Raw genomic sequence first — 23,570 nt, forward strand, 5'->3', positions numbered from 1 at the left:
CAGGGCTTCGCACACACCCCTGCGACGGCACCATACGCGCGCTGGCCCCGGACCTGCACCCGGACGGCCATGGAGGACTTGCGGCTGGCACATATCAGTAACTTTGGATATCATCGGTGTATGACGATTGATATGAGGAGCGGCACCCGGCTGGAACCGGCGGCCGCCCTGTTCCATTCCCTGGCCGACCCCGCCCGGCTTGCCATCGTAAAGCGCATCGCCCAGGGCGAGGCCCGTGTCGGTGACCTCACCCAGGTACTGGGTCTGGCGCAGTCCACGGTCTCCGCGCACGTGGCCTGCCTGCGTGACTGCGGCCTGGTGACGGGCCGGACGGAAGGCCGGAAGGTCTTCTATTCCCTGACCCGGCCTGAACTGATCGATGTCCTGGCCCAGGCCGAGATCCTCCTGGCCGCCACGGGCAACGCGGTCAGCCTGTGCCCGACCTATGGTGACGCGTCCTGCGACACCGCAACCACCAAAGAGGAGCAACTGTGAGCGACGCCTGCGGATGCGGCGATGACAAGCCGGAACCAGAAGAAGGACAGGAAGAAGCCGAGGGCTTCTGGCAGGTGACTGAGGTCCGCGCGGCCGCGGTAGCCGGCGGGCTGCTGCTGGCGGCATGGATCGCTTCGCTGCTGGACGCATCCGAGTGGGTCACCCTGCCGCTGGAGGCCGCGGCGCTGCTGGTCGCGGGATGGACGTTCGTTCCCTCCACCCTGCGCCGGCTTGCCAAGGGCAAGATCGGTGTCGGCACCCTGATGACGATCGCCGCCGCGGGCGCCGTCGCCCTGGGCCAGGTCGAGGAAGCGGCGATGCTGGCCTTCCTGTATGCCATCTCCGAGGGGCTGGAGGAATACTCGGTAGCCCGCACGCGGCGGGGCCTGCGGGCGCTGCTGGACCTGGTCCCGGCTGAGGCCAGGGTCCTGCGCAACGGAACTGAAGTTACCGTCTCCCCGTCCGAACTGGTGCTCGGTGAGACCATGGTCGTGCGCCCGGGCGAACGGCTCGCCACGGACGGACGCGTCCTGACCGGACGCACCTCCCTGGACACCTCGGCCCTGACCGGCGAATCAGTCCCGGTCGAAGCAGGACCGGGCAGCGACGTCTACGCCGGCTCGATCAACGGCACCGGCCCGCTCGAGGTCGAGGTCACCAGCACCGCGGAAAACAACTCCCTGGCCCGAATCGTGCACATCGTGGAGGCCGAGCAGTCCCGCAAGGGCCCCGGCCAGCGCCTGGCCGACTCCATCGCCAAAAAGCTCGTCCCGGGCATCCTGATCGCCGCCGCCCTCATAGCCGTCTATGGTTTCATCGTCGGCGAACCGCTCCTGTGGATCGAACGTGCCCTGGTGGTCCTGGTGGCAGCCTCACCGTGCGCCCTGGCCATCTCCGTGCCCGTGACCGTGGTCGCCGCCGTCGGCGCTGCCAGCCGGATGGGCGTCCTGATCAAGGGCGGCGGCGCCCTGGAAACCCTCGGCAAAATCCGCACCATCGCCCTGGACAAGACCGGCACCCTGACCCGCAACAAACCCGCCGTCATCGAGGTCGCCGCCACCGCCTCCTCCACCCGGGAACGGGTGCTGGCCGTCGCCGCCGGCCTGGAAGAACGCAGCGAACACCCGCTCGCCCGCGCCATCCTCGCCGCCGCCACCGACCGGGTCACCGTCACCGGCCTGGACACTGTTCCCGGTGCCGGGCTCGAAGGAACCATAGACGGCCACGGCGCCCGGCTCGGCAGGCCCGGATGGATCGCCCCGGGAGAGCTGAAGGAGACCGTCCGGCGGATGCAGGCCAGCGGCGCGACAGCGGTCCTGGTCGAGGAGAACTCTGTCCTCATCGGCGCCGTCGCCGTACGCGACGAACTTCGTCCCGAGGCCGCAGCCGTGATTGAACGCCTCAGCCGCGCCGGCTACACCACCGCCATGCTCACCGGTGACAACCGGCTCACCGCTGAAGCCCTGGGGAAGGCAGCGGGCATCACCGAAGTGCACGCCGACCTGCGTCCCGAAGACAAGGCGGACATCATCCGCACCCTGAAGGGGCGGCAGCCGACCGCCATGGTCGGTGACGGCGTGAACGACGCCCCCGCCCTGGCGACCGCCGACACCGGCATCGCGATGGGCGCGATGGGCACCGACGTGGCCATCGAAACCGCCGACGTCGCACTGATGGGTGAGGACCTGCACCACCTGCCGCAAGTACTGGAGCACGCCCGCCGCACCCGGCGCATCATGTTCCAGAACGTGGGACTGTCCCTGGCCCTGATCGCCGTCCTGATCCCGCTGGCCCTGTTCGGCATCCTGGGACTGGCAGCGGTTGTGCTGATCCACGAACTGGCCGAAATCGTTGTCATCGCCAACGGAGTCCGCGCCGGCAGGGTAACCAAGTACGGCACCATCCCGGCCACCCAGGACACCGTCCCCGCCCTGGAACCGGCGCGGTGAGCCAACCCGCACCGGTGCGCGACAGCACCCCGTCCCGGCCGTGGATGCGCCGGGGCGGGCTGCTGGCCGCCGCGCTGCTGCTGGCCGGGGCCGACCTGGTCATCAAGGCCCAGGCCGAGGCGGGTCTCTCCCGCGGAGAGGTCTTTGAGGTCCCACTGCTGACGATCAAGCTCCTGTACAACACGGGCGTGGCCTTCAGTCTCGGGTCCGCCCTGCCCACCGGAATTGTCGTGGCCGGTACCGGGGTCATCATCGCCGTGCTGCTGGCCTGGCTCACAGTGAACGCACCAAAGATGTCCAGGACCGCCCTTACCGGCGGCACCCTCGTTGCCGGCGGCGCGATCGGAAACTTCATTGACCGGCTCGACGGGCGCGGGGTCGTCGATTATCTGCACAGTGGCTGGTTCCCCACGTTCAACCTCGCCGACGTCTTCGTCACCGTGGGAACCGCCGTCCTGGTCCTGGGAATGCTGCGGGCAGGCAAGGACCAGGAGACAGCGGAATGAATCTGGGGGGTTTCTTCGCCGAGTCCGTGCAGTCAGGAGCCCTGCTCCTGGCCGTGCCCCTGGCGGTCATCGCCGGGCTGGTCTCGTTCATCTCACCCTGTGTCCTGCCCCTGCTGCCGGGCTACCTGGGTTACGTCTCCGGCCTCGCCGGAACCGATGAAAAGGCAGCACGCCGGCGCACCACTGCCGGCGTCGGGCTGTTCATCCTCGGTTTCGCCGCGGTCTTCACCCTTTACGGTGCCGCGTTCGGGACCATCGGACACTGGCTGGTGAGCTGGAGCGACATGATCACCCGTGTCCTGGGAGTGGTCGTGATCGTGATGGGCGTCGCCCTGTCCGGGAAGATCCCGTTCCTGCAGAGCACGGCCAAGCTGACCTGGAAACCGAACACCGGCCTGGCCGGGGCGCCGCTGCTGGGCATCGGCTTCGGCCTCGGGTGGACGCCGTGCATCGGCCCGACTCTCAGCGCCGTGCTGGCGCTGAGCACCACCACAGGATCGGCCTGGCGCGGGGCACTGCTCGGCTTCGCGTACTGCATCGGCCTGGGCATCCCGTTCCTCCTCGTCGCCCGGGGCTTCAGCTGGGTCAGCGGCACCTTGGGCTTCGTCCGCCGGAACATCAGGGCCTTCAACCTCGCAGGAGCAGCGACCCTGGTCCTGGTCGGGATCCTGATGGTTTCCGGTGTCTGGACGACCTGGATCCTGAGCCTGCAGAACCTGATCGGAACCTTCACCACGCCCATCTGACCCGGCCGCGGGTATGCAACCGGCGGGAACACACTGAGAGAGGTGCATAATCAATGCTTGGCATCATCGCGGCCGCGGCGGCCATGTTCGCTGCCACGAACATCGACGACATCGTCGTTTTGACCGTCCTGTTCCTTGCCTCCTCGAAAGGCAGGCCCCGGCCCTGGGAAATCGTCGGCGGGCAGTATCTGGGATTCATCACCCTGGTCGGCATCAGCGTCTTGGCCGCGCTCGGGCTGACGCTTGTCCCGGACGAATGGGTCGGCTGGCTCGGCCTGCTCCCGCTGGGGATCGGCATCTTCGGCCTGATCCGTTTCCTGCGCAGACGCGGGGAAGAGGAAACCGAAGGCGCCATCAGCGCAGTCGGCCTGCTCAGCGTCGCCGGCATCACCATCGCCAACGGTGCAGACAACATCGCCATTTATACGCCCATCTTCAGGACCATGAACCCCCAGGACACCGTGATCACCATCATCGTGTTCCTCATCCTGGTCGCCGTCTGGTGCGCACTGGGACGCGTTGTGGGCACCCACCCCAAAGTCATCGAAACCCTCGAAAAAATCGAACACTGGCTCGTCCCGGCAGTGTTCATCGGGCTGGGCCTGTTCATCCTCCTCAGCTCCGGCGTCCTGACCCGGCTGTTCAACACCTGAGCAACAAGGAATCACCGCGGATGAACCATAGCCAGGGCCAGGAGGAATCATGAAAGAAACGCCAGCGGGACTGCTGCTTAATGCCCGTACTGCCCGAAAAAAGGGCAGCGCCGCGCTCCTCCAGCGCCAACAGGAGCGGCTGGCAGAGATGGTCACCTACGCCCGGACGCGCTCCCCGTACTACCGCCGGCTCTATCACGGCCTGCCGGCCCGGATCACGGACCCTGGCCTGCTGCCCGTGACCACCAAGGCTGCCCTGATGGCTCATTTCGATGACTGGGTGACGGACCCTGCCGTAACTCTGGAGGAAACGCAGTCGTTCGTCGATGACCCGTCGCTGGTCGGCACGAAATTCCTCAACCGCTACACGGCCGCTACAACGTCCGGGACGACCGGCACCCGGGGACTGTTCCTGCTCGACACCAGATCCCTGGCAGTGGCCAAGGCCCTGGCCTTCCGCATGCTCACCTCCTGGCTCACCCCGGCCGACATCATAGGAATAGTCCGCGGGCGCGTCGCCATGGTCATCGCCACCGGTGGCCACTTCGCCTCAGCAGCAGCCGCCGCCGCACTCCAAAAGGGACCAGGCAGGCACAGCGTTGGCGTGTTCCCGGTCCAGACGCCGATGCCGGACCTCGTCGCCCAGCTGAACAGCTTCCGCCCAGCCCTTCTTGCCCCGTACGCCTCCACCGGACGGTTGCTGGCGTTCGAGCAGGAAGCAGGACGGCTGAACATCCACCCCGTTGCCGTTGTTCTCGCCGCCGAGGGACTGCCCACGGGAGAGTACGCCAGGATCAGTGCAGCATTCGGAGCCAAGGTCCGTCACAGCTACGCAGCGACTGAATGCCCCTTCCTAAGCTACAGCTGCCAGGAAGGCTGGCTCCACGTCAACAGCGACTGGGCCATCCTGGAACCGGTCAATGCAAACCATAAACCGGTCCCGCCCGGCCAGCCCTCGCACACAGTGCTGCTGAGCAACCTGGCCAACCGCATACAACCCATCCTGCGGTACGACCTGGGCGACAGTGTCACCACCAGGACGGACCCCTGCCCGTGCGGGGACCCAACGCCGGCCATCCACGTGCAGGGGCGAACAGCGGAGCTGCTGACCTTCCCGGGAAGCGGCGGGTTCCCCGTCTCAATAACACCGCTGACGCTGAGTACGGCTCTGGACAAAGTTCAGGGCCTCAGTAAAGGCCAGGTCGTCCAGACTGGACCCCGAAGCCTCATCCTCCGGCTGCAACCCGCCCCTGGCGCGGATCCTGCCGGGGTTTTCGAAGCCGCACGTTTGGAAATCTCCGCCGTGCTGGCCGGCCATGGACTGGACAATGTCACCCTGACCAGGGATCCCTCCCCTCCGCCCCTCACTTCAGGCGGCAAACACCGCACTGTCATCCCACTGCCCCCGTAGGGCAGGCCGGGTATTCCGGTGTAGGCGGCGTTCCTGGTGGGTGATGGTCCTGCCTGGAATGGCTGCCGCGGCGGGAGGCGGATTGGACGGCGCCAGTGCCAAGGCCGTGATCTTCAGTGGCGCAACACGCAACTCATTGGTCGTACTCCCCCTGGCCCTGCCCGGGCCGCTCGCCCTGGTATCCCTCGTCGTCCTCATTCAGACATTGTGGAGCTCATAGGGATGGTGGCCTACGTCAAGATCGTCCCCCCGGATCATCAGGACGGACCGGACCCTACAGCCAAGTCACATCCCAGCCCCAGACGCAGCGGCTGATGCCTGGTATTCAGGCGCGCTGCTCTCGTAAGCCTCACTCGGAGTCTGCCCTGCCAGCTGCAGTAGATCTACGGAGAAGGATGCGCGGCCGTTGCAGCTGGCGCTCAAGCAATCCCATTACCTTGGTGGCCCCCGCCCAGTAGAGGATGCCTGCGGCCAGGGACGCGACGACGGCCAGGCCTTTTTGTGCCGGGTCAACGAGCGGGTACACCAGCCAGTGGGTGACGTAGATGTACAGGGAGGCGCTGGCCAGCAGTGCCGTGACCCGGTGCAGTCCGCGCGGGACGGTCAGGGTGGGCAGCCAGAGCAGGATGAGGAAGCCTGCCAGGATGGTTGCGGTGCGGTACTGGTCATCGAAGGACTGTGGGATGGTGAGCAGGGCAATGGCGGTCACGGCTGCCCGCTGCCACAGTGTCCGCGACGCGGCGGCGGCCCAGCCCAGCCCGAACAGCCACAGGACCGGACCCTGCCCCGGATACCGGCTGGCAATCAGGTCGAAGAGCAACGGCAGGTCAACAGCTACCAATGCCAGGGCGAAGGCCCACGGCCACCTGCGCTGGGCCCGGTCTGCGGCAGGAATTGCCATCAGGGCGGCCAGGCCCAGCAGGATGTAGACCAGGATCTCGATAAACCAGAACCGGGAATAGTCGGTCCATCCTTCCGGCCCCAGCAGGGAGTTCAGCAGGAAAACGTTCGCCCAGGTATAGGTATAGGTATCGGTCACGGCAAAGGCCAGGCCGATGACCGCAACGCTGGGCACGACGATCCGGGCAACGCTGCGCAGTTGCCGCCGCAGCCGGGCACGGCGGGTACCGGCCACCTGGAAGCGGGCAAAGTTATAGCCGGCGACGGCGATGAGGACGTGGGCGGTCCCTTCCCAGTGGAAGAGACCTATATGCGTGGAAACAATGAAGATGATGGCCACGGCGCGGAGCACAATCCCGGTGTCCATCGGGGCAAACAAGCGCCGGTGCCAGCGGCGTGAAGCCCGTGCGGCCTTCCCGGTCCGCTGGCCTGCAGGGTCCCCTGTGGCCGCGGGCGGCGTCCCTTGCGCCCGGTGGGTGGCAGGGACAAGTTCACAGACCGGCATCAGGTGCCAGCCCTGCGGGATGTGTCCGAGGGCGCGCTCGAGCCGGACGGACGCTGCCACGTAGGACAGCGAGTCACCGCCGAGGGAAACAAAGGTGTCCGTGTCGGCGATGTCCTCCTGTTCGAGGACCTCCGCGAAAATTCTATGCACGTCAGCCGGGTGTCCTGCCGGTTCCGGTGCCGTGGCAGTACCGTCGGTGCGGTCATCTTTCCTGGAAGCCAGGGCTTGGACCGTGGGGTAGTCCGGCTTTCCGTTCTCCAAGCGCGGTATGGATCCCACGGCATGAAGCTGGACCGCTGAACGCGGCAGGCCCAGGTCCTGGGCAAGGGTCTTGGCCACCAGGGCAAGGTCGTGGCTTCCTTCCACCGCGGCCACCACTGCGTCGTCCGAGCCGGCAGCCGCGGCGGTCAGGCCAAGATGGGCCAGCAGCCGTTCCACCTGGCCCAGGTCCACCCGCAGGCCGACGATTTTGACGAACCGGCTGCGCCTGCCGACGATTTCGTAGAGGCCATTGGACCCGCGCCTGGCGAGGTCACCGGTGTGCAGCTCGGTGACGACCCGTCCCAGGGCAAGGTCTTCCGGCTGTTCGGCGTACCCCAGCATGACGTTGGGACCTGAGTAGACGAGCTCGCTGGCATCCAGGCCGGGGACGGGCTCCAGCCGGAAGGATCCGCCGGGGACGGGCAATCCAATGGTGTGGGGGTGTTCTGCTGCAAGGTCCGGCGGCAGGTAGGCCATGCGGGCCGTGGCTTCGGTCTGCCCGTACATAACAAACAGGTCCCAGCCCTGCCGCCTGCCCAGTTCGGCGTAGGATCGCACGCGGTCCGGATCGAGTCGGCCGCCTGCCTGGGTGATGTAGCGCAGGCCTGGCAGGTCCATGTGCTCAAATCCGACGCGTTCGAGGAGATCGAAGGTGTAGGGCACGGCGGCGAAGGATGTGACGTTTTCGTCACGGGCCAGGTCCCAGAAGCACGGGTCCACTACTGAGAGGTCGGTCAGTGCCAGGGACGCGCCGACCAGGAGGTGGCTGTTCACCACACTCATCCCGTAGCAGTAGGAGAGCGGAAGCGTGGTGGCCGCGGTGTCGCCGGGGCGCAGGTGCAGGTATTCGGCTATCGCCGAGGCGTTGGCCTGCACGGCTTCGGCGGACAGGCGCACGAGTTTGGGGGAACCGGTGGATCCGGAGGTGCTCAGCAGAAGCGCCAGCTCCGGGTGCAGCGCGTGCCGGGTTTCGTCCCGCAGTACGTCCAGTACCGCCTCACCGTCGGATGCGCGGACCACGATATCTGGATCGTATGCGGCAATCAGGGTCTGGGCGGCTGTCCCGCCGCCTGTGGGCAGGATCAGCAATGGATTGCCGGAGGACAGGGCGGCGAGGTAGGCCACCAGGGACGGCAGGGAATTCCCGGTCTCCAGGGCAATGAGCCGCCGGGCGGGGCCGAAGGTTCGCACCATGTCTTCAACGCGGCGTGCCAGTTCGCCGTAGCTCACTGAGTGGTTTTTGGTCCTGATGGCGGTGCGGTCTCCAAAGCCGGCCAGTGTGGCCGCGAACGAGACTCGTGCCAGTTCCGGCTGTACAGTCACAAACCTGCACAGTAAAGGTAAAGCTACCCTAACTCAAATGGACATTTTCTTGGAACAGGACCACCACGACAGCGATGCGATCACAACCGCCTTTTAAGGGTCGAGCGGACTTGAAAGAGCGGGAGAGGCCTCTCTCTTTCTCGTCGCACTCGGTGTGAGGGAGACAGCGGTTCAGACGGACCTTGGACGGAGGGGCCCAGCCTTAAGGGGGATCGCGAGCGGTGAGGATCGCAGGCCAGCAGGTGAGGCCCCCGCGGTCCGCCCAACTGCCCAGCGGCGGCTGGCAGCTCAGCAACCACACCCCGGCGGCGTCCTCCGCAGCGGGGAAGGATGAACAGTGGTGTCTGTCAGCCTTGCTGGGCCGGGTCATCCCCCAGGCTGCTGGGCGCTCCGGGTACCGGGCAGAGCATCGTTCTCAGCGCCCGCATCGCTGACCTGTGCACGGTATCTCATGCGGCGGATTCGTCCGGTCATTGACACCATCAGCATCACAACGGCTATCACCATGAACGCTGTCATCACGAAGCCAAGGAAGCCCGGGGTCACCTGGTCGGGGCTAAGACCTGGTCTTAGCCCATTCTCGCCAGCGCTCGGGGAGGGGGTTGCGCTGAGGGCAATAATTCCCTGCGCCAGGGAATCGACTAACGATAGCTTCATGTAATCCTTGCAGTTCTGCCCGGGTTGCGTGCCCTCCGGAGTCGGCCGGGCAGAGCGTCCGGCTCATGAAAAGTTTTACGGCAGCAGGGCCGAGGGGCCGTGGAGGTTTTGGGGCCATGCCATCGTGCCACCATCCAGCCGAGGCCTGCCGTGCCAGTGCTGAGCCGACGGCGGTACCCGTTACCTGATCATCTTGCGGACCTGGTGCCCTCGTACCGCCACTCCTGCGGCGTGGAGAACCAAGCCAGTTCCGATCACGGGCAAGGAAGCGAAAGCCAACCCCTGATTCTGGGTGGCATTGCCCAGGACGCTGATAACGAGGCCTGCGGCGATGAGCCCCATGGCACCAAACACCAGGGCTTTGTAAAACTTGGAGGCAACATTCCAAAACTCATTGAGCACGAAAGGAGTCTACCGCTCAGCGGGCGGGACACCGGGCCGGTCAGGGAAAGTGCGGTGCGCTGAACGGGCCGGCGCGGTTGTCTCAGGAACCTTGCGGGCCCCTCCCCCGCTTGTGCGGCCCTTTCCTCAATGTTCGCCCCGGTGAGGCGTCTTTGTCACAGGCGCCGCCTTTACCGCCGGGCGCCCCGGCACGTTCCGGTTGCCGTAAAAGCCCAGACTGCTTCCAGGCCCGGTGAGGCGAAACAAAGACCAGGGCCGGACCGAACCCGGCGCAGGTGTGTACTTCGCCAGACCTGGGCGTCAGCCGCTTATCTTGTGGACAATCTGGCCCGGGTGCTGCCTTCCCAGCAAACCGCAAGGTTATGGCAGGCATAATGGAACCGAAGCTCCGGTCAACCGCTATTTGATCGGAGCTTCGCCAACTGAGCGGTACCAGCGCTGGTGCTGCTTCGCGCAGTGTTCGTCGGTTGCTCCCCCACACGTCCCTGTCCTGCGTCCGGAAGTTACCAATGCGGCATTTCAGTCTGGTGGCAATGGCACTCCTGGGTGTGCTGGGTGTGGCCTTTATCGCGGCGGGTGTCCACGGCACAGACCGAATCGTAGGAATTCTGTTCGCCCTTACTGGACTGATCGGCGCCGTCGTAGTGGCGGCATCCCAGGGGAAAAGCTCTTAAGTAGTCTGGACGTATCGTGGACCGGTAGCGCTGCAGGTGCCACCGCCCTCGCCTGATTTCCGGGTAGGTTGGATGCATGCCCTTCCAATTCTTGTCCGTTACGCACGCCCTCCGGGGTGTCGCTGCCGTTGCCGCTGCGGTCGCACTCTCGGGCTGCACGCAGCAGCTTTCGGTCGAGAACGCTGATATCCCATCGTGGGAGGCCACCGCCTTCCCGACCACGGGCACAGCAGTGGCCGAAGGTTCCGGCAAAATCCTGGATGCGGAGCCCGTCAGCAACTTCGTGCCCGTGCCCGAAGGCGACTACACCCTTGTGCTGGCGTGTGACGGCGGCGGCAAAGCGTTCCTGACTGCACGCGTGGGAGAACGCGAGCTGATCGACTTTGGTGCTGCCTGCAACGGTGCGCGCGAAAATATTAGACTCCGTATTCCGCAATCAGGTCCGGTGGAATTTGCAGCATCAAGCGTGGACGCGCCGCTGCTTTACGCATACCAGCTCGTTCCTAGAACTTAGCCACTGCAACTGCCGGTCATCAGGGCACCAGCCTGCGCACCTGAACAGCCACCGGAGCAGCGCCCCCCCCAATTTGCGGAATCACATGCGCGGTGAGGGGGGGCATAATTTCAGGTTCCTTGCCTCAGCAGATCAGGACACACCTGCAGCGGTCAATGAGACTGGCAGTGCGCTCACCCATGGGTGGTGAGGGCGGCACAAGGCTGGAGTCTTTGTGGGGAGGCTCAGTGCCGGGGCTGAGTGAATTAGCCGAGCCCGACCGCCCTTCCAAACAGGCTGAAACCGACGAACGCCACAATGTTGATGAGTGCGTGGGCGACGACAAGCGGCATCACCCGACGGCTCTTGGTATAGATCAGTGCAAAGACCACCCCCATCACCATATTGCCAATAAACGGCCCGAAGCCCTGGTACAGGTGGTAACTGCCCCTCATCATGGAACTGGCAAAAATGGCCAGGGGCACTGACCAGCCGAACTTCCCAAAGCGGTCCAGCAGATAACCCACTACGATGACTTCCTCGACGACCGCGTGCCGCACCGCTGACAGGACCAGCACGGGAACCGTCCACCAGTAAGGGTCCAGGGCGCTGGGAATGATCGCTGTCGTGATGCCCAGTGCGCGCCCGGCCGCGTAGAGGCCCAGTGAGGGGATGCCTATCAGGACGGCAAGCCCGAGCCCCTGCAGGATGTCCAGTCCGGGGCGGGTGAAGTTGAAACCGATTTTCGTGAAGGCCGAACCATTGCTCTCGCCGTTGCCGGTGTTCATCCTGTGCTGGTCGGTCAGGAAGTAGAGCGCCAGAACGACAGGTACCAGCGCGAAGAAGATCTCCAGCAGCTGATATGTCAGGTCAAAATATTCGCGGGTGCTTTGGGAGGTGTTGAGCGTGGAGGTGCCCTGGGCCAGCGGCGCGCTGGTGATCTTGTCCAGAAACTGCACCACCGAGTAAACAGCGGACTGTCCTAACGACAGTCCCAGGACTATCAAGACTTCAATCCGCAGACGGCGGCGGGAGGGAACGAGCATGGTCCTATTCTTGCCTGCAGTTGCCGGGTCTCTGCCGGGATGCCACAAAGACATCACAAGGAAGTCCATCCGCGCCCGGCCCGGTACCGGACCCGTTTCTACTGACCGCCGTCCAGGCTTCTGCGTTGGCGGCCGACTCCTGCGTTGGCGCTTCATTGGCCTTCTAACTCGCCGCCTTGAACCGGAGGGTACGTGTGCACTATTCGCCGGAACGACCCTTGACGAAAAGGGGCAGCATCCAGGCCGGGGTATTGGCGTTCACGCCATCACGGGCGATGGCAGCCTTTGGATCCGGGCTGCCCGGGACGGGTGTTACCTCCCCGGCTGGAGACAGCGATGGGCTGCCCGTGCAGCCCTGGGGCCGTTTGGTTCTTGAACGTCGCCGTCACGGTCATGGACCGCGCGATACTGTTTGGTTGGCACCCCGTTTCGGCGGATGATGTGCAGTGGCGGGTGTTCCTTGTCCTTGTGGGGGGGGGGGAGACCATGTTTCTTCGTCCCGGAGCACGTGCCCAACAGGGTGGGGCTGGCTCCCGGTCTCAGCACGTCTGGAGCCAGTCCCGCTTGAATCTTTGGAGCAATGCAGTCAGGTCAGCGTCACGAAGGCCCTTGCGGTGAACTGGCCCGTCTCTCTCATGGCTCTGTTTGGCTCCTGCCCGGGCGCCCGGCGCCCGGGACCTTGGCCAGGCACTTGAGCTGAAGACCGATGAGGGTACCGCCGATGACCCCCGCCAGGCTTGGCTAAGGGAAGCAAGGGTGCGGGTTCGGCTCAGACCCGGCCACTCTCCGGGTCGTGCCGGTCAATTGCCCTTGAGGGGTGCCCGTCTGACAGTCAGGGGCTGCGGGGCGTGGGACGCGATAGATCCCGGACACCGGGGGCCGGCTGCCGCTGCTGCAGGAGGCGCAGGTTGAGCCCGCAGAACACCGCAAGCCCCAGGTACAGGCATAGTTCCATCACCTCGCCGTATTCGGAGAGAACGAACGTCGGTTCCGGCCAGATCAGCAGGCGGAAGAGGCGATAGCCCGCGGCCAACAGGAAGGCTGGCACGAGACAGAGCGGCGGGACGAGCAGGTGCTTGGACGCAACGTGCTCCCGCCGTGAGCCGAGCGCTGCCCGCACCAGCGGGGCACAGGCACCGTACAGGCTGGCAAGGAGCATGGCGTAGGGGACCAGCTCCTGCACTCCCCGGAGGTTGTGCAGGTTGGTTTCCCCCTGGCGGTTGACCGCATTCACGTCTTCGGGGGTGTCCCAGCCAAAGATGCGCTGGCCCCAGGAGATCTCCTCGCCCGTGAGAAACCAGACGCCGAGTGTGACCACAGCGTAGAGCAGTGTGATGCCCAGACGCCCGGCCCGGAGCAGGGCGAGGGTGATCAGGGGCAAGAAGATGCATGCGCCCAGCAGGCAGAGAACCTGGAGCCATTCGATCAGGGAGTCCTCGTCAACGAGCCAGAGATAGAGCTCCTTGAAGGGAACTGTGGCCGCGGCCACGACGGCGAGGATAAAGGGAAGAAGGGCCAGCAGCAGCGCCTGGCGCGGCGCGAGTCCCCAGGCCCGGGAATCGGTTCTGAACCGTTCAGCTGCTGGGGTGGACCACCGAAAAATGGCTGGCATCTTGCCTCCTTAACAAACCGGCCGGGGCCTTGTGTCAGTCGCTGATTTAAAAGCGATTCCCCAGCGTCCCATGCCGAAATCTGCTGGGGAAGATTCATGGGGAAGGTATGCGGGTTTCCGCACGCCGCATTCGGACAGGCACATGGCCAGCCGTCAGCCAGTGGCGGAGGGGAAGAACAAGCGCCCCCAGGAGGCTGCCGGGTTCAGTTGCCCTTGACGTCGACGCCCGGGCAGCAGCTTGGACCGGGCCTTATCGAGGTCTCCGTTATCCTGCATCACCTGGCCCGGCGACTTGAGGCGTCCGGAAGCCTCGTCGGGCCATGGCCGTGGCAGGTTTGCAGTTCTGGTTTTTCCGCTGCGGTCAGCGCAGGACGCCCAGGGCGTTACCTACGATGTCGAACAGATCGGTGTTGTCCACGCTGCCCTGCAGTTGCTCCGAGCCTGGGCCGTAGGCGTAAACGGGCACGTCTGCACCGGAGTGGTTGCCGGAGGCGTAGCTCAGCCAAAGACTGGCTTCCTTTGAACCGTCCTTGACTTGGGGCGGGTCGCTCGGCGTCCGGAAGGTGGCAGGGCCGAAGTTTTGCTGGTCCTTTGCGCCTGCACCGTTGCTGATACCGGTTGAACGTTCCGGGTCCTTAAAGTTTCCGTCAGACCGGGTCGGGGTGGAGTTATTGGCGGCGTTCCCGGAATCGACGTTGACCGGGGGCGCGGCTGCTTCGGCGTTAGTGAAGGAGCCCTTTTCGATGATGTTGAAACCGCCGGTTTCGTGGTCGGCGGTAACAATGACCAGGGTATTGCCGTCCTTCTGGGCGAAGTCCAAGGCTGCGGCGACGGCATCGTCGAAGGCCTTGACTTCCTCCAGTGTCTGGGCCGCGTCGTTGTCGTGGGACCGCTTGTCAATCAAGGAGCCTTCAACCTGCAGGTAAAAACCCTTGCCACTGCTTTCCTGGTGCTGGTTTAGAAGCTCAAGAGCTTTCTTTGTCATCTCCGGCAGAGACGGCTCCTTCGCCTGGGGAGCTCCGGGGTCGTCCTGCTTGGCTTTTTCAACGGTCAGGTTTCCCTTGTTGAACAAGCCAAAGACCTTCTCCCCTGCGGCTCCGTTCAGGTCGGCCCGGGTGGCGGGAATCTGGCGGGAGACCGAACCCAGGATCGAGTAGCCCTGCTCCTTCAGCTCGGTTTCATCCGAGGCGTCAAAGCGGCGCAGGCCGCCGCCGAAGATGATGTCCGCGGTGCCGTTGCGGGCGATCTGGTCTGCGATCGGGGTTACCCGGACATCACTGGTCGGCAGCGGCGCACCGGTGATCTCGGTGTCCTGGCACGCGTCCGCGGAGTAGTCCGGTCCCTGGCAGCCGCGGGACAGGACGTGGCTCATCTGCCCGGCCGGGGACGCGTCGGTAACTTCAGCCGTGGAGACACTGCCAGTGCGATAGCCGGTCTGCTTGGCCAACTCCATCATGGTCGGCATAACGCGGCCCTTGGCATCCACCCCGAGGGCAGCGTTATAGGTTTTTACCCCGGAGGCCCAGGCCGTGGCTGCAGCAGCGGAATCAGTGACCAGTTCCGGGGCGAAGCCAGACTGCCCCGGCTGGTCAGAGTTTTTCTGCACAGCATAGGTACTGACAGAGCCGTGGGCCGGGAGGGTTTCCATCACAAGCCTGCCCTCGGCACCGTAGAAACGCTCCCTGCCGGCAGTGACCTGGGTGCGGCCCATACCGTCACCCAGCAGGTAAATAACGTTCTGGGCTGTGGCAGGCGCCGGCTTGGTGGCGGTAAACACCGCGGACGAGATCAGCCCGGTGGCCACGACGGTGGCCATGACGGCTGCCAGGACGATCCATATGATCCTGCGTCTTTTCGGTGCAGGTACCGCGGCCATAGCACCACCCGAGGGTTTATCGAGCTAATGGAATTAGATCCATTCAGAAAGGATACGGTTCCGTGTTCCGGGGCATTGAACCAGCCCAAAACAACTCTGCCTTCATCCGGCTGGCGAGCATCAATGCTTTGCGTTATGCAAATGTGACAACGCCGCGGTTTGTGCAGTAGGGTCGGACGCGTGCCCGGTCTCAGAATGCGGCACTCCTGAGCAGATTTGCCTAACTCTGCCGCTGCCCGGGATCCCTTCGCAACATTCGTCCGGCAGAGACGGGGAAACCACATGACGGCCTGCTTCGGGCAGGCCTTGGGGTGAAGCCGCGCCTCCTGCCTTGCGCTGGAGATGCGGCCGGGTGTCTCCCATCCGAATCCGACAGCTAACCTCGCAGGCAGTGGGAGAGGCCCTTTTCGTGTCTATTCGCCGTGCTCACGGCCGCCACCGTGCGGTCCCCGTTCAGACCAGTGCCCTTGCGGTCCTGTCCAAATCCGTCGCTGAAAACGCCGGCGGTGTGGGCCGTCAGGTCGCCGTCATCGCGGCAGCTTCCGGGCTCGTCCTGACCAGCGGCATTGCCGCGCAGGCGGCGGATGCACCTGCGCAGCGGGACGCGGAGCCGACCTCGACCCTGGAGCTCGCCAGCCAGGTCCAGGCCCCGCTCAGCGCAGACGCCACCGTCCAGATCTCCTTCGAACGTCCCGCAGTAAAGACCACGCCGGCCCCTGTCGTGGAAGCACCGAAACCGGTCATCGTCCAGGCACCCAAGGCTGCCGCTCCTGCCGCGCCCGCCGCCGTGAAGGCTGCTGCGCCGGCCAAGGCTCAGGTCACTGTCACCCCCGCCCCTGCTGCCGCGCCGGCAGCTGCCCCGGCGGCCGCCCCGGCAGCAGGTGGAGTCAACGCCACCATGGTCTCCTCGGCCTACGCGCAGATCGGCATGATCCAGGACTGCACCCGGCTGGTGGAAAACGCCCTGAACGCTGCAGGGATCCCCGTCGGTGACCTCGGTCCCATGCAGTTCATGAACTACGGCACCGTCGTCACCGATCCCCAGCCCGGGGACATGGTCATGCAGCCCGGCCACGTAGGCATCTACGTCGGCAACGGCCAGGTCCTCAGCTCCGGGCTGAACGGCAAGAACGAAACCGCCGTCCACCCGCTGACCTGGATGACCTCAAAGGGCGCCGTCACCTTCGTCCGCGCGGGCTAAAATAGACTCCTGAGGGCCGGTGATTCAATGCCTTGGGGGTATTGAATCACCGGCCCTCAGTATCTCTTGAGCAGCACCCGCCGCGAATGCTGTTCCTGAAACTACCGGCCTTTACACACTGACCAGACCGACCGCTTAGTAACGCTTCGGACACGGCCTGCACGGCTTCTTCTCGTTGCGTCCAGCCCTTGCCTCATGCACGAGGTCAGTATCGGCGTCGTAGCGATCTGGGCAGGAGCCTGGCTTTCAGGCGCGCTGGCAGGGTATTCGAACCCCACAAAGCCCGCTTGACTTCCTGGACATCGGCCCAGGTTGGAGACACCGTCCCGGGTACGGGTTGTACCTTCGCAGCAGCGTACATCTGGATCTCAAAGGCGTGGCGGAGCCTTGTCAGTGAGTCGACGGCCTGACTGTTGAACCGCGCCTGCTGCATCAGCCGGCTGGTAAAAGCCCGCGGTGTTTCTGCCGCGCCCGGAGTGTAGCCATGGTCAACGGCGCTTTCCGTCGTCTCGGCCCAGGCGATGCCGGCTGCTAGCTGCGGATTCGAACTGAGAAAGCGGCGCTTCCTTCCACCGGATCTGGCGGCGCGGATCAGGAAGGGCGCGGCGGCCAGAAACAGCAGGACCAAGACCACCACCGTCATGCCGGGCTCCACACCGGAAGGGATGGGCGTGCCCGGCGTGCCATTGCCCGAAAGTCCCGGGGCAGGAGTCGGGGATGTCGCGGTGTCCGGCACGGATAAGCCGTCGGGTCTGAGGTCGTCTTCCACCGGCAGGCCTGGAGGAGTTGCCGGTTGCTGCGCGTAGACCGGGACCACGCCGCGGGAGGGTGTCGGTTCGAACCTCACCCAGCCGGCACCGCGGAAGTACAGCTCGGGCCAGGCATGGGCATCCTTGGAATCAACGGCGAATTCGGGCAGGTCTTTGCCTGCGACCATAACGGTGTTTCCGGTTGGTTCCCCCGGTGCATAACCGACTGCGACGCGGCTCGGGATCCCGGCCAGCCTTGCCATGACAGCCATGGCACCGGCGAAATGGACGCAGTAGCCGGCTTTTACTTCAAGGAACCGTCCAATGACTTCAAGGCCGGTGCCATCGTAGTTTCCTTCAACAGGGGCCTGCAGGGAGTACGTGAAGCCGCCGCCGCGGAGATAGTTCTGGATGGCCATAGCTTTGCTGTAGGGGTTGGTCAGGTCCGCGGTGAGGTTCACCGCTGTCTGCCTGATAACAGGCGGAAGGCCCTCGGGGAGGAAGCTGAACCCTGCGTCAACTTCGCCGTCCTCGGCAGGTCCCAGCCCTGCCAGCAGTTCAGGCGTCAGTTCCGGCAGGGAACTAATCACCTGGTAGGTTTGCCGGGCCGTGGTTTCCCCCGCGGTCGATAGGACCGTCAGGGTTCCCGGGTCCCAGGTCCATGCCCCGTTGAGCCCCGTGATGCTCAGTGGGGCATAGGGGGCGAGTAACCATGGACTCGTAAAGCTTCGGGTATCGATCCGGGTGGTCGTCAGGTTCCCGCTGCCGACCGGAAGGCCGGCACTCATGCCCATCTGCCTGATCCCGGTGCGGCGGGAATCCATGCGCTGGTCCGGGTGCCATCGCCTGCCCGAGAAGTCCTCCAGCGTTGTGAGCCGCAAATACAGTGGCTCATTGGCGGTGGTGGCATAGGTGATCCGGCCAGAACCGTCGGGCTCCCGCAGGGAGTTTCCCAGGGTTACGCTCGGGTCCAGCCCGGATGCTGCCGTCCACCATTGCAGGCGGGATCCCTGCGGAAACGTTCCTGTGGTGAATCCCGGGACCATGGCAGGCAGAACGAGGGCCAGGCTGAGCGCGCCCGCCCCGATGGTTGCGGCCCTGGTGAGGTAGCCGGCGGTTCGGTGCGCTGCTTGGTCTTGAGATTCAAAGCTTTCCCGCCATTGCCCGGTAGCCAGGAGGAAGATGTAGCCTGCGGCGGCTGCAGTGAACGCGGGAACACCGACGCTGTCAGGAAGGATGATTGCGGGGATGGAAAGGACGGCCAGCAGGGGTATTCCACTGGTCGCGGGCATCCTGCAGGTAATGGCCAAGGTATCGATGAGCAGTGCGGCCAGGCCGGTTGCGGCACAGGTGATCAAGAGGACGCCCTCGCCGGGCGCCACCGGTGCCAGCTCTGAGGCGACGGTGGTTTCGGCGTTTTCGAGCAAAGACGCCAGACGTTCCGTGGCCTGAGAGCCCGGGATAACGCCCAGGAAACTTTGGTCACGGAAAAACTGCCAGACGAGCACCCCGGCAAGCGTCAAAAGGCCCGCTCCCAGGCTCAGGACCGGGGGCCAACGGAGGCTCCGTGTCCCTGCTGTCGCCGTCAACACGGCCGCGGCAGTAAACATTACGTTCAGAAGCCAGCCCCAGCCGTCAAGGACTCCATGGATGCTCAGCGATACCAGGACCACTGCCACCAGGGCCGCCAGCGATACCATCAAGTGCCGCTGACCCTCCGCGGCGTGGTTGCTTTGCGGTAGGAAGCGCCGCTGTCGCGGGTCGGGCTCCGGAAGCGTCTGGCGGTCCGTCGTAGTGGTGGTTTCCATGGAGACGAGGTTTTTTCCGTTACAAAAAACGGGGAGGCCGATGGAATAGGACGGCCGGCGGAACGGTGGTCATGGAAACCTTCCTTATGCAGGCCGAGGAAGAATCCCTGGGAGCTGCGCCGGAGAAATCACTGGATTGACCTTCCAACGTGTTGATCGAGTGGAAGGTTCCGTGACCGGCAGAGGTGCTTGGACCTGTGAGGTCACCACCACCGTGTTCGATCCAGCTGATGCTGTAACGTCGGGGAAGGCAATCACCCGCCGCACCATTGGTCCGGCACCAGCCCGGAACTTCGGTCCGGGCCCCGATATTTAAGAGGAAGTTCATGGATTCGACCGTGCCAGATAAGACGACAAGCCAGGGGGCGCGAACTGACGGGGACCAGGGAGTGACGGCCGGGATGCCCCTCGGTGCCAAGCGGCTGGTACTCCTGGGCGGTTTGGGCGTTCCCGTCGGCCTGGTTACCGGGCCGTATTTGCTCGGCATGCAGCTCCTGGCAGTGACCGGGGTAGTGGCGATAGCCGTCGCGTTGTCCTACCGGGATGGCACGGCATGGTTTTCCCGGTGGTCGTGGCTGACAGCGTGCGCCGGCCTCACGTGGACAGGAGCCACCGTCGCGTACTGGCTGACCATCATTGCCGCTGCGGATGCGTCCGCCCCTGCGCCGCCGGTGTCCTCCGTACTGTTCTATCTGGGCGTTGCCGCATTCGTCCTGATGGCCGGGGCTGTTCTGGTTGCCGCCGTAGCCAGGTACACGTGCCGCAGGCGGTCGGCGAAGGCCCGGCTTCACGCGCAAAACCCCGAGACCGCGCCATAAAAAAGCTGCCGTGACAGGGCACCTTTACGGTGCCCTGTCACGGCGGCAGCGAATGGGATGTCCCCCGTAGCGTCAGCCCTGGTTGCCGGGCCGCTCCCGGCGGCGGCGGGCGAGGTACAGGATGCCTCCCAGGACGGCGATGAGGGCAGCGCCGATCCCTGTCACGAGTGGACCGTTGCTGTCATCCGGGCGGGGAGCCGGGGGCATCGCGTTTGCAGCGGCGCTTGGGGTTGGCGATGCTGTCACAGACTCCGATACTGGCGCTGCCGGTGAAGCCGTCGGCACCGCCGTGGGGTCCTGGACGGTGAAGGAGTAGTTTCCCTCGATGGGATGGCCGTCGGAGGAGACCGTCCGCCACAACACGGTGTAGGGTCCGTTGCTTCCCGGGGCGACTTTGGTTGAGATCGTCGGGCCGATCACCGTGACCTGTCCGTCGCTGAGCGTTTTTCCGGTCGAGTCGGTCACGGTGATCACGCTCAGGTTCAGGCTCTTCGAATCCGTGGGCGGTTCCGACAAGGTGAGGGTCACGGTGTCGGGGGCGGCTGTCACCGTAGCGTCCCGGTCCGGGGATGTGGACTGGAGAGCGTCGTGGGCCTGCGCCGGTCCGGCGCCGATCGCTGTGAGCAGCAGCGCTCCGGCGAGAGCCAGGCCAGCCCGGGAGCGTGCGTACTTTTTTCGTACTGTCATGGGTTCTTCACTTCTGTTCGTATCCGGTCCCCGCACTGCAGACCGCAGGCGGGTTGCCCTGCCGTCACCGGCGAGGCTCTTATGAGCAGCCCAAGCGCTGCGGCGGCCCACGGACAACGGTTTGAACGGGGACTGTGGCGCCAGGAGGAAGAGGCCGCCGGGTACGGAGCGGCTGGCAAAAGCCCGGCGGAATAATGACAGGATCGATGGGTCCGCTGAGTGGACGCAGCCACGCCGCAAGCGCCCAGAGGGCGGCCTCGCCGCGGGCAAGGAGGAGTGCTGTGGCCAGCGTTGCAATGATGTGCGCGAACGTCATCGGCGAACCGGCGTCGGCCATCAGATGCTGATGGGTCACTGCGCTTTCCAGCATCAAGGGCCCGGCCGCCAGCCCGGGCCCATGATGTGAGGGCTCTGAACCGGGCACGGCGCCGGTGGACAGGGTTGAGAAGGCCAGGTGCAGGCTCAGCTGGGTCCCGCCGAGGTAGGCGGCCAGGAGCGGGGCTGTCATTTTCACCCCCGCGAGCAGGACTGCGGAGAGTCCCACGACCGCAGCAAGCGCCATCATGATTGCCGGCGCTGGAAGCTGACCCCCGGCGCCCTGGTGTGCCACGGCGGCGAGTATGAGCACGGTCAGGGCCAGCACCCCTGCGCGGGGCAGGCGCAGCGGCGCGTGCCGAAGGACCACGTGCCAGCTCCTTCCGGGCGTTGTTCTGCTACGTCATGTAGAACGATAGCGTTTCTGCAGGCCCCGCTGCGTGCCGGCTATTTGACGGCGTCCTCGAGTTTCTGCCGGAATTCCGCTTCGGTGTTGAGGGTCAGCTTTTCACCGTTGAGGAAAAAGGTTGGCGTGCCGGAGACGCCGAGGGCTTTTCCGTCAGCGATGTCTTTGCGGATCCGTTCCTTGGTCTCTTCGGCAGCCACGGCAGCGTCGTACTTCACCACGTCCAAGCCCAGTTCTTCGGCGAAGGTCCTGAACAGGGCGTTCTGGAAGTCCTGCTTCTCGCCCCACTGCGGCTGGGTTTCGAACATCTTGGCGGCCATCTGTTCGTACTTGCCCTGCTGTGCTGCGGCTTCCACCGCCAGGGCGGCCTGGCCTGAGTTCTTGTGAGAGGGCAGCGGGAAGTAGCGGTTGACGAAGGTGATCCGGTCCCCGTATTCCTTCTTCAGTTCCTCCACCAGCGGCGCGGCGGCCCCGCAGGCCTCGCATTCAAAGTCCAGGAACTCCACGAGCTGGGCCTTCTCGGTGGCGGGGGCGGTGAGGCGGTGGCTGTCATCCCTGACCACCTGGGCGTCCGCTACCGGCTGCACGGCGGCCGGTTCGGGTTTGGCGGCGGTGAACACCGCGTACCAGATCAGGCCGGCGCCGACGGCGGCGGCGAGGAGGATCCAGAGGACGATGCGGACCTTCCGCGCCGGGTCGGTGGGCTTGGCGGTGGATTTTGTTGCCTGTGTCATTAGTGGGGAATGCTTTCCTGGTCGCGGTGGGCTACTGGTTCGATCTGAAAAGTTGAGTGCTCGACGCTGACTTCGAAATGTTCCGCGACGCAGCGCTGCAGGTCCGCCAGGATCTCGGCGGCGTGGCCGTCCAGCATGCAACCGTCTTCGACCGTGACGTGCGCGGAGAGGACCGGTGTGCCGGAGGCGACCAGGGAGGCATGCAGGTCATGGACGTCGATGACATGCGGCAGCGCAAGGATGTGTTCACGGACCTCGGCCAGGTCAAGGCCCGCCGGGGCGTTCTCCATCAGCACGTTCAGGGTTTCGCTGAGCAGCTTCAGTGTCCGGGGAATGATCAGTGCCCCGATCAGCAGGGATACGACGGCGTCAGCCTGCACCCAGCCGGTGACGGCGATGATGATGGCCGCGGCGATGACGGCGACAGAGCCCAGGGCGTCATTGAGGACCTCGAGGAACGCGGCCCGCATATTGAAGTTATGCTTCCGGCCCGAGGCCAGCACGATCAGGCCGATAACGTTGCCGGCCAGGCCGATGATGCCGAACCAAAGCATCGTGGAACCGCCGACCTCCGGAGGTTCGAACAGCCGGCGGATGCCTTCGATGATGACGAAAGCACCCACGCCCAGGAGCAGGGCAGCCTGCCCGGCGGCAGCGACGATTTCTGCCCGCTTGTAACCCCAGGTGCGCTTCAGGGTGGCGGGTTTGAGCGCCAGCGACGCGGCGATCAGGGCGATCAGCAGCCCTGCCGAATCGGTGAACATGTGGCCGGCGTCGGCCAGCAGGGCAAGGCTGCCGGTCAGGACGGAACCGATGATCTCTGCGACCATGACCGCGAAGGTGATGCAGAAGACGATGATCAGTTTTCCGCGCTGAGCCGCCCCCTCACCCGCGCCGTGCGCGTGATCGTGGCCGCTCACGAATGGATCTCCTGGTTTACCGCCCCGGTCCGGGAGTATGCGGTTGTCTCCTGGGCGCAGTCAGGGTCAGCGCACTGGCAGATGGGACCGACCGTGAGGATGGTACCGAGCAGGTCATCCAGGGCGTGGGCAAGGCGGGGATCAGAAAGTTCGTACCTGACACGCCGTCCCACAGGCTCGGCCAGGACCAGCCCGCAGTCGCGCAGGCAGGCAAGGTGGTTGGAAAGAATCTGGCGGCTGACACCGATCCGTTCGGCCAGATCGGAGGGAAACGCCGGGCCGCTTCGCAGCGTGAGCAGGACCGCTGCCCTGGTCGGGTCCGCGAGGGCTTTGCCGAACCGGGCCAGGACCTCAGTGCTTGAAAGGATGCGCATACCCGCAATGGTACATAAATTCATGGATTCAGAGAAGCCTGAATTGAGT

At 65.0% G+C, this 23,570-nt stretch carries 22 protein-coding genes and 1 riboswitch; of the genes, 10 read left to right on the forward strand and 12 right to left on the reverse strand.

Annotated elements, in window-relative coordinates; translation table 11 throughout:
* Window positions 1–120: 120 nt before the first annotated feature.
* Genes FHJ30_RS03325 through FHJ30_RS03350 form a run of 6 tightly spaced genes read left to right on the forward strand, consistent with a single transcriptional unit; the run spans window position 121 to window position 5,760 of the window.
* Window positions 121–495, forward strand: a complete 375-nt coding sequence (locus tag FHJ30_RS03325) for a helix-turn-helix transcriptional regulator (RefSeq protein WP_139027845.1) — start codon at window positions 121–123, stop codon at window positions 493–495.
* Window positions 492–2,444, forward strand: a complete 1,953-nt coding sequence (locus FHJ30_RS03330) for a cation-translocating P-type ATPase (protein ID WP_139027846.1) — start codon at window positions 492–494, stop codon at window positions 2,442–2,444. The genes FHJ30_RS03325 and FHJ30_RS03330 overlap by 4 nt, the downstream gene beginning before the upstream one ends.
* Complete coding sequence (gene lspA / locus FHJ30_RS03335; protein WP_139027847.1) at window positions 2,441–2,950, forward strand: signal peptidase II; 510 nt, start codon at window positions 2,441–2,443, stop codon at window positions 2,948–2,950. The genes FHJ30_RS03330 and lspA overlap by 4 nt, the downstream gene beginning before the upstream one ends.
* Complete coding sequence (locus tag FHJ30_RS03340; protein ID WP_139027848.1) at window positions 2,947–3,696, forward strand: cytochrome c biogenesis CcdA family protein; 750 nt, start codon at window positions 2,947–2,949, stop codon at window positions 3,694–3,696. The genes lspA and FHJ30_RS03340 overlap by 4 nt, the downstream gene beginning before the upstream one ends.
* A 53-nt stretch (window positions 3,697–3,749) precedes the next feature.
* Window positions 3,750–4,349 (forward strand): cadmium resistance transporter, encoded by a 600-nt coding sequence (locus tag FHJ30_RS03345; protein WP_139027849.1) that lies wholly within the window; start codon window positions 3,750–3,752, stop codon window positions 4,347–4,349.
* A gap of 49 nt (window positions 4,350–4,398) precedes the next feature.
* Window positions 4,399–5,760 (forward strand): phenylacetate--CoA ligase family protein, encoded by a 1,362-nt coding sequence (locus FHJ30_RS03350; RefSeq protein ID WP_139027850.1) that lies wholly within the window; start codon window positions 4,399–4,401, stop codon window positions 5,758–5,760.
* Window positions 5,761–6,109: 349 nt separating this feature from the next.
* Here the strand turns inward: FHJ30_RS03350 and FHJ30_RS03360 are convergent, their stop codons facing one another.
* From FHJ30_RS03360 to FHJ30_RS03365, 3 genes are all read right to left on the reverse strand, one after another.
* The gene (locus tag FHJ30_RS03360; protein WP_139027851.1) at window positions 6,110–8,749 is read right to left on the reverse strand and encodes an AMP-binding protein; all 2,640 of its coding nucleotides are present in this window, start codon (window positions 8,747–8,749) and stop codon (window positions 6,110–6,112) included.
* Window positions 8,750–9,115: 366 nt separating this feature from the next.
* Window positions 9,116–9,406: a hypothetical protein gene (locus FHJ30_RS21270; protein ID WP_171058901.1), complete on the reverse strand. Its 291-nt coding sequence runs from the start codon at window positions 9,404–9,406 to the stop codon at window positions 9,116–9,118.
* Between the two features lie 180 nt (window positions 9,407–9,586).
* Window positions 9,587–9,808 carry a DUF3188 domain-containing protein gene (locus FHJ30_RS03365; RefSeq protein WP_139027852.1) on the reverse strand — a complete coding sequence of 74 codons (222 nt, stop codon included), beginning with the start codon at window positions 9,806–9,808 and terminating at the stop codon, window positions 9,587–9,589.
* A 509-nt stretch (window positions 9,809–10,317) separates the two neighbouring features.
* Here FHJ30_RS03365 and FHJ30_RS21275 point away from each other — a divergent pair.
* Together FHJ30_RS21275 and FHJ30_RS03370 are read left to right on the forward strand one after the other, a co-directional pair.
* Window positions 10,318–10,482, forward strand: a complete 165-nt coding sequence (locus FHJ30_RS21275) for a hypothetical protein (protein ID WP_171058902.1) — start codon at window positions 10,318–10,320, stop codon at window positions 10,480–10,482.
* A 76-nt stretch (window positions 10,483–10,558) separates the two neighbouring features.
* Window positions 10,559–10,996, forward strand: coding sequence for a hypothetical protein (locus FHJ30_RS03370; RefSeq protein WP_139027853.1), 438 nt, complete (start codon window positions 10,559–10,561; stop codon window positions 10,994–10,996).
* 245 nt (window positions 10,997–11,241) lie between these two features.
* On the opposite strand, the gene FHJ30_RS03375 is transcribed toward FHJ30_RS03370, so the two are convergent.
* The 3 genes from FHJ30_RS03375 to FHJ30_RS03385 all read right to left on the reverse strand — a co-directional run bounded on the left by FHJ30_RS03375 (window position 11,242) and on the right by FHJ30_RS03385 (window position 15,509).
* Entirely contained in the window at window positions 11,242–12,021 is a 780-nt protein-coding gene (locus FHJ30_RS03375; protein WP_139027854.1) for a CPBP family intramembrane glutamic endopeptidase, read from the reverse strand.
* An 832-nt stretch (window positions 12,022–12,853) separates the two neighbouring features.
* A complete protein-coding gene (locus tag FHJ30_RS03380) occupies window positions 12,854–13,633 on the reverse strand; it encodes a hypothetical protein (protein ID WP_139027855.1) in 780 nt (259 codons plus the stop codon).
* A gap of 361 nt (window positions 13,634–13,994) precedes the next feature.
* On the reverse strand, window positions 13,995–15,509 hold the full coding sequence (locus FHJ30_RS03385; RefSeq protein ID WP_240793565.1) for an alkaline phosphatase: 1,515 nt from the start codon (window positions 15,507–15,509) through the stop codon (window positions 13,995–13,997).
* Between the two features lie 207 nt (window positions 15,510–15,716).
* Window positions 15,717–15,914: riboswitch (cyclic di-AMP (ydaO/yuaA leader) on the forward strand.
* Between the two features lie 4 nt (window positions 15,915–15,918).
* Between FHJ30_RS03385 and FHJ30_RS03390 the strand changes: the two genes are divergently transcribed.
* Complete coding sequence (locus tag FHJ30_RS03390; protein WP_139027856.1) at window positions 15,919–16,710, forward strand: NlpC/P60 family protein; 792 nt, start codon at window positions 15,919–15,921, stop codon at window positions 16,708–16,710.
* Window positions 16,711–16,915: 205 nt separating this feature from the next.
* On the opposite strand, the gene FHJ30_RS03395 is transcribed toward FHJ30_RS03390, so the two are convergent.
* Window positions 16,916–19,267 carry a DUF3488 and transglutaminase-like domain-containing protein gene (locus FHJ30_RS03395; RefSeq protein ID WP_139027857.1) on the reverse strand — a complete coding sequence of 784 codons (2,352 nt, stop codon included), beginning with the start codon at window positions 19,265–19,267 and terminating at the stop codon, window positions 16,916–16,918.
* A gap of 338 nt (window positions 19,268–19,605) precedes the next feature.
* On the opposite strand from FHJ30_RS03395, the gene FHJ30_RS03400 reads away from it, so the two are divergent.
* Complete coding sequence (locus tag FHJ30_RS03400; protein WP_139027858.1) at window positions 19,606–20,085, forward strand: hypothetical protein; 480 nt, start codon at window positions 19,606–19,608, stop codon at window positions 20,083–20,085.
* 72 nt (window positions 20,086–20,157) lie between these two features.
* Here FHJ30_RS03400 and FHJ30_RS03405 read toward each other — a convergent pair whose 3' ends face one another.
* The 5 genes from FHJ30_RS03405 to FHJ30_RS03425 form a co-directional block, all read right to left on the reverse strand.
* The gene (locus FHJ30_RS03405; protein WP_139027859.1) at window positions 20,158–20,772 is read right to left on the reverse strand and encodes a copper resistance CopC family protein; all 615 of its coding nucleotides are present in this window, start codon (window positions 20,770–20,772) and stop codon (window positions 20,158–20,160) included.
* Window positions 20,773–20,851: 79 nt separating this feature from the next.
* Complete coding sequence (locus FHJ30_RS03410; RefSeq protein ID WP_139027860.1) at window positions 20,852–21,457, reverse strand: hypothetical protein; 606 nt, start codon at window positions 21,455–21,457, stop codon at window positions 20,852–20,854.
* 77 nt (window positions 21,458–21,534) lie between these two features.
* Window positions 21,535–22,227 (reverse strand): thioredoxin domain-containing protein, encoded by a 693-nt coding sequence (locus FHJ30_RS03415; protein ID WP_139027861.1) that lies wholly within the window; start codon window positions 22,225–22,227, stop codon window positions 21,535–21,537.
* Window positions 22,227–23,147 (reverse strand): cation diffusion facilitator family transporter, encoded by a 921-nt coding sequence (locus tag FHJ30_RS03420; protein WP_139027862.1) that lies wholly within the window; start codon window positions 23,145–23,147, stop codon window positions 22,227–22,229. Before FHJ30_RS03420 ends, FHJ30_RS03415 begins: the two co-directional genes overlap by 1 nt.
* Window positions 23,144–23,521 (reverse strand): helix-turn-helix transcriptional regulator, encoded by a 378-nt coding sequence (locus FHJ30_RS03425; RefSeq protein WP_139027863.1) that lies wholly within the window; start codon window positions 23,519–23,521, stop codon window positions 23,144–23,146. Before FHJ30_RS03425 ends, FHJ30_RS03420 begins: the two co-directional genes overlap by 4 nt.
* Between the last annotated feature and the right edge of the window lie 49 nt (window positions 23,522–23,570).

The sequence above is a fragment of the Arthrobacter sp. BB-1 genome (assembly GCF_006151685.1).
Lineage (GTDB): Bacteria > Actinomycetota > Actinomycetes > Actinomycetales > Micrococcaceae > Arthrobacter.

Excerpts from the sequence above, each read along its gene's own strand:
- FHJ30_RS03325 (WP_139027845.1), top strand. The coding sequence starts at position 121 with ATGACGATTGATATGAGGAGCGGCACCCGGCTGGAACCGGCGGCCGCC.
- FHJ30_RS03340 (WP_139027848.1), top strand. The coding sequence starts at position 2,947 with ATGAATCTGGGGGGTTTCTTCGCCGAGTCCGTGCAGTCAGGAGCCCTG.
- FHJ30_RS03345 (WP_139027849.1), top strand. The coding sequence starts at position 3,750 with ATGCTTGGCATCATCGCGGCCGCGGCGGCCATGTTCGCTGCCACGAAC.
- FHJ30_RS03350 (WP_139027850.1), top strand. The coding sequence starts at position 4,399 with ATGAAAGAAACGCCAGCGGGACTGCTGCTTAATGCCCGTACTGCCCGA.
- FHJ30_RS21270 (WP_171058901.1), bottom strand. The coding sequence starts at position 9,406 with ATGAAGCTATCGTTAGTCGATTCCCTGGCGCAGGGAATTATTGCCCTC.
- FHJ30_RS21275 (WP_171058902.1), top strand. The coding sequence starts at position 10,318 with ATGCGGCATTTCAGTCTGGTGGCAATGGCACTCCTGGGTGTGCTGGGT.
- FHJ30_RS03370 (WP_139027853.1), top strand. The coding sequence starts at position 10,559 with ATGCCCTTCCAATTCTTGTCCGTTACGCACGCCCTCCGGGGTGTCGCT.
- FHJ30_RS03375 (WP_139027854.1), bottom strand. The coding sequence starts at position 12,021 with ATGCTCGTTCCCTCCCGCCGCCGTCTGCGGATTGAAGTCTTGATAGTC.
- FHJ30_RS03380 (WP_139027855.1), bottom strand. The coding sequence starts at position 13,633 with ATGCCAGCCATTTTTCGGTGGTCCACCCCAGCAGCTGAACGGTTCAGA.
- FHJ30_RS03385 (WP_240793565.1), bottom strand. The coding sequence starts at position 15,509 with ATGGCCGCGGTACCTGCACCGAAAAGACGCAGGATCATATGGATCGTC.
- FHJ30_RS03395 (WP_139027857.1), bottom strand. The coding sequence starts at position 19,267 with ATGGAAACCACCACTACGACGGACCGCCAGACGCTTCCGGAGCCCGAC.
- FHJ30_RS03405 (WP_139027859.1), bottom strand. The coding sequence starts at position 20,772 with ATGACAGTACGAAAAAAGTACGCACGCTCCCGGGCTGGCCTGGCTCTC.
- FHJ30_RS03415 (WP_139027861.1), bottom strand. The coding sequence starts at position 22,227 with ATGACACAGGCAACAAAATCCACCGCCAAGCCCACCGACCCGGCGCGG.
- FHJ30_RS03425 (WP_139027863.1), bottom strand. The coding sequence starts at position 23,521 with ATGCGCATCCTTTCAAGCACTGAGGTCCTGGCCCGGTTCGGCAAAGCC.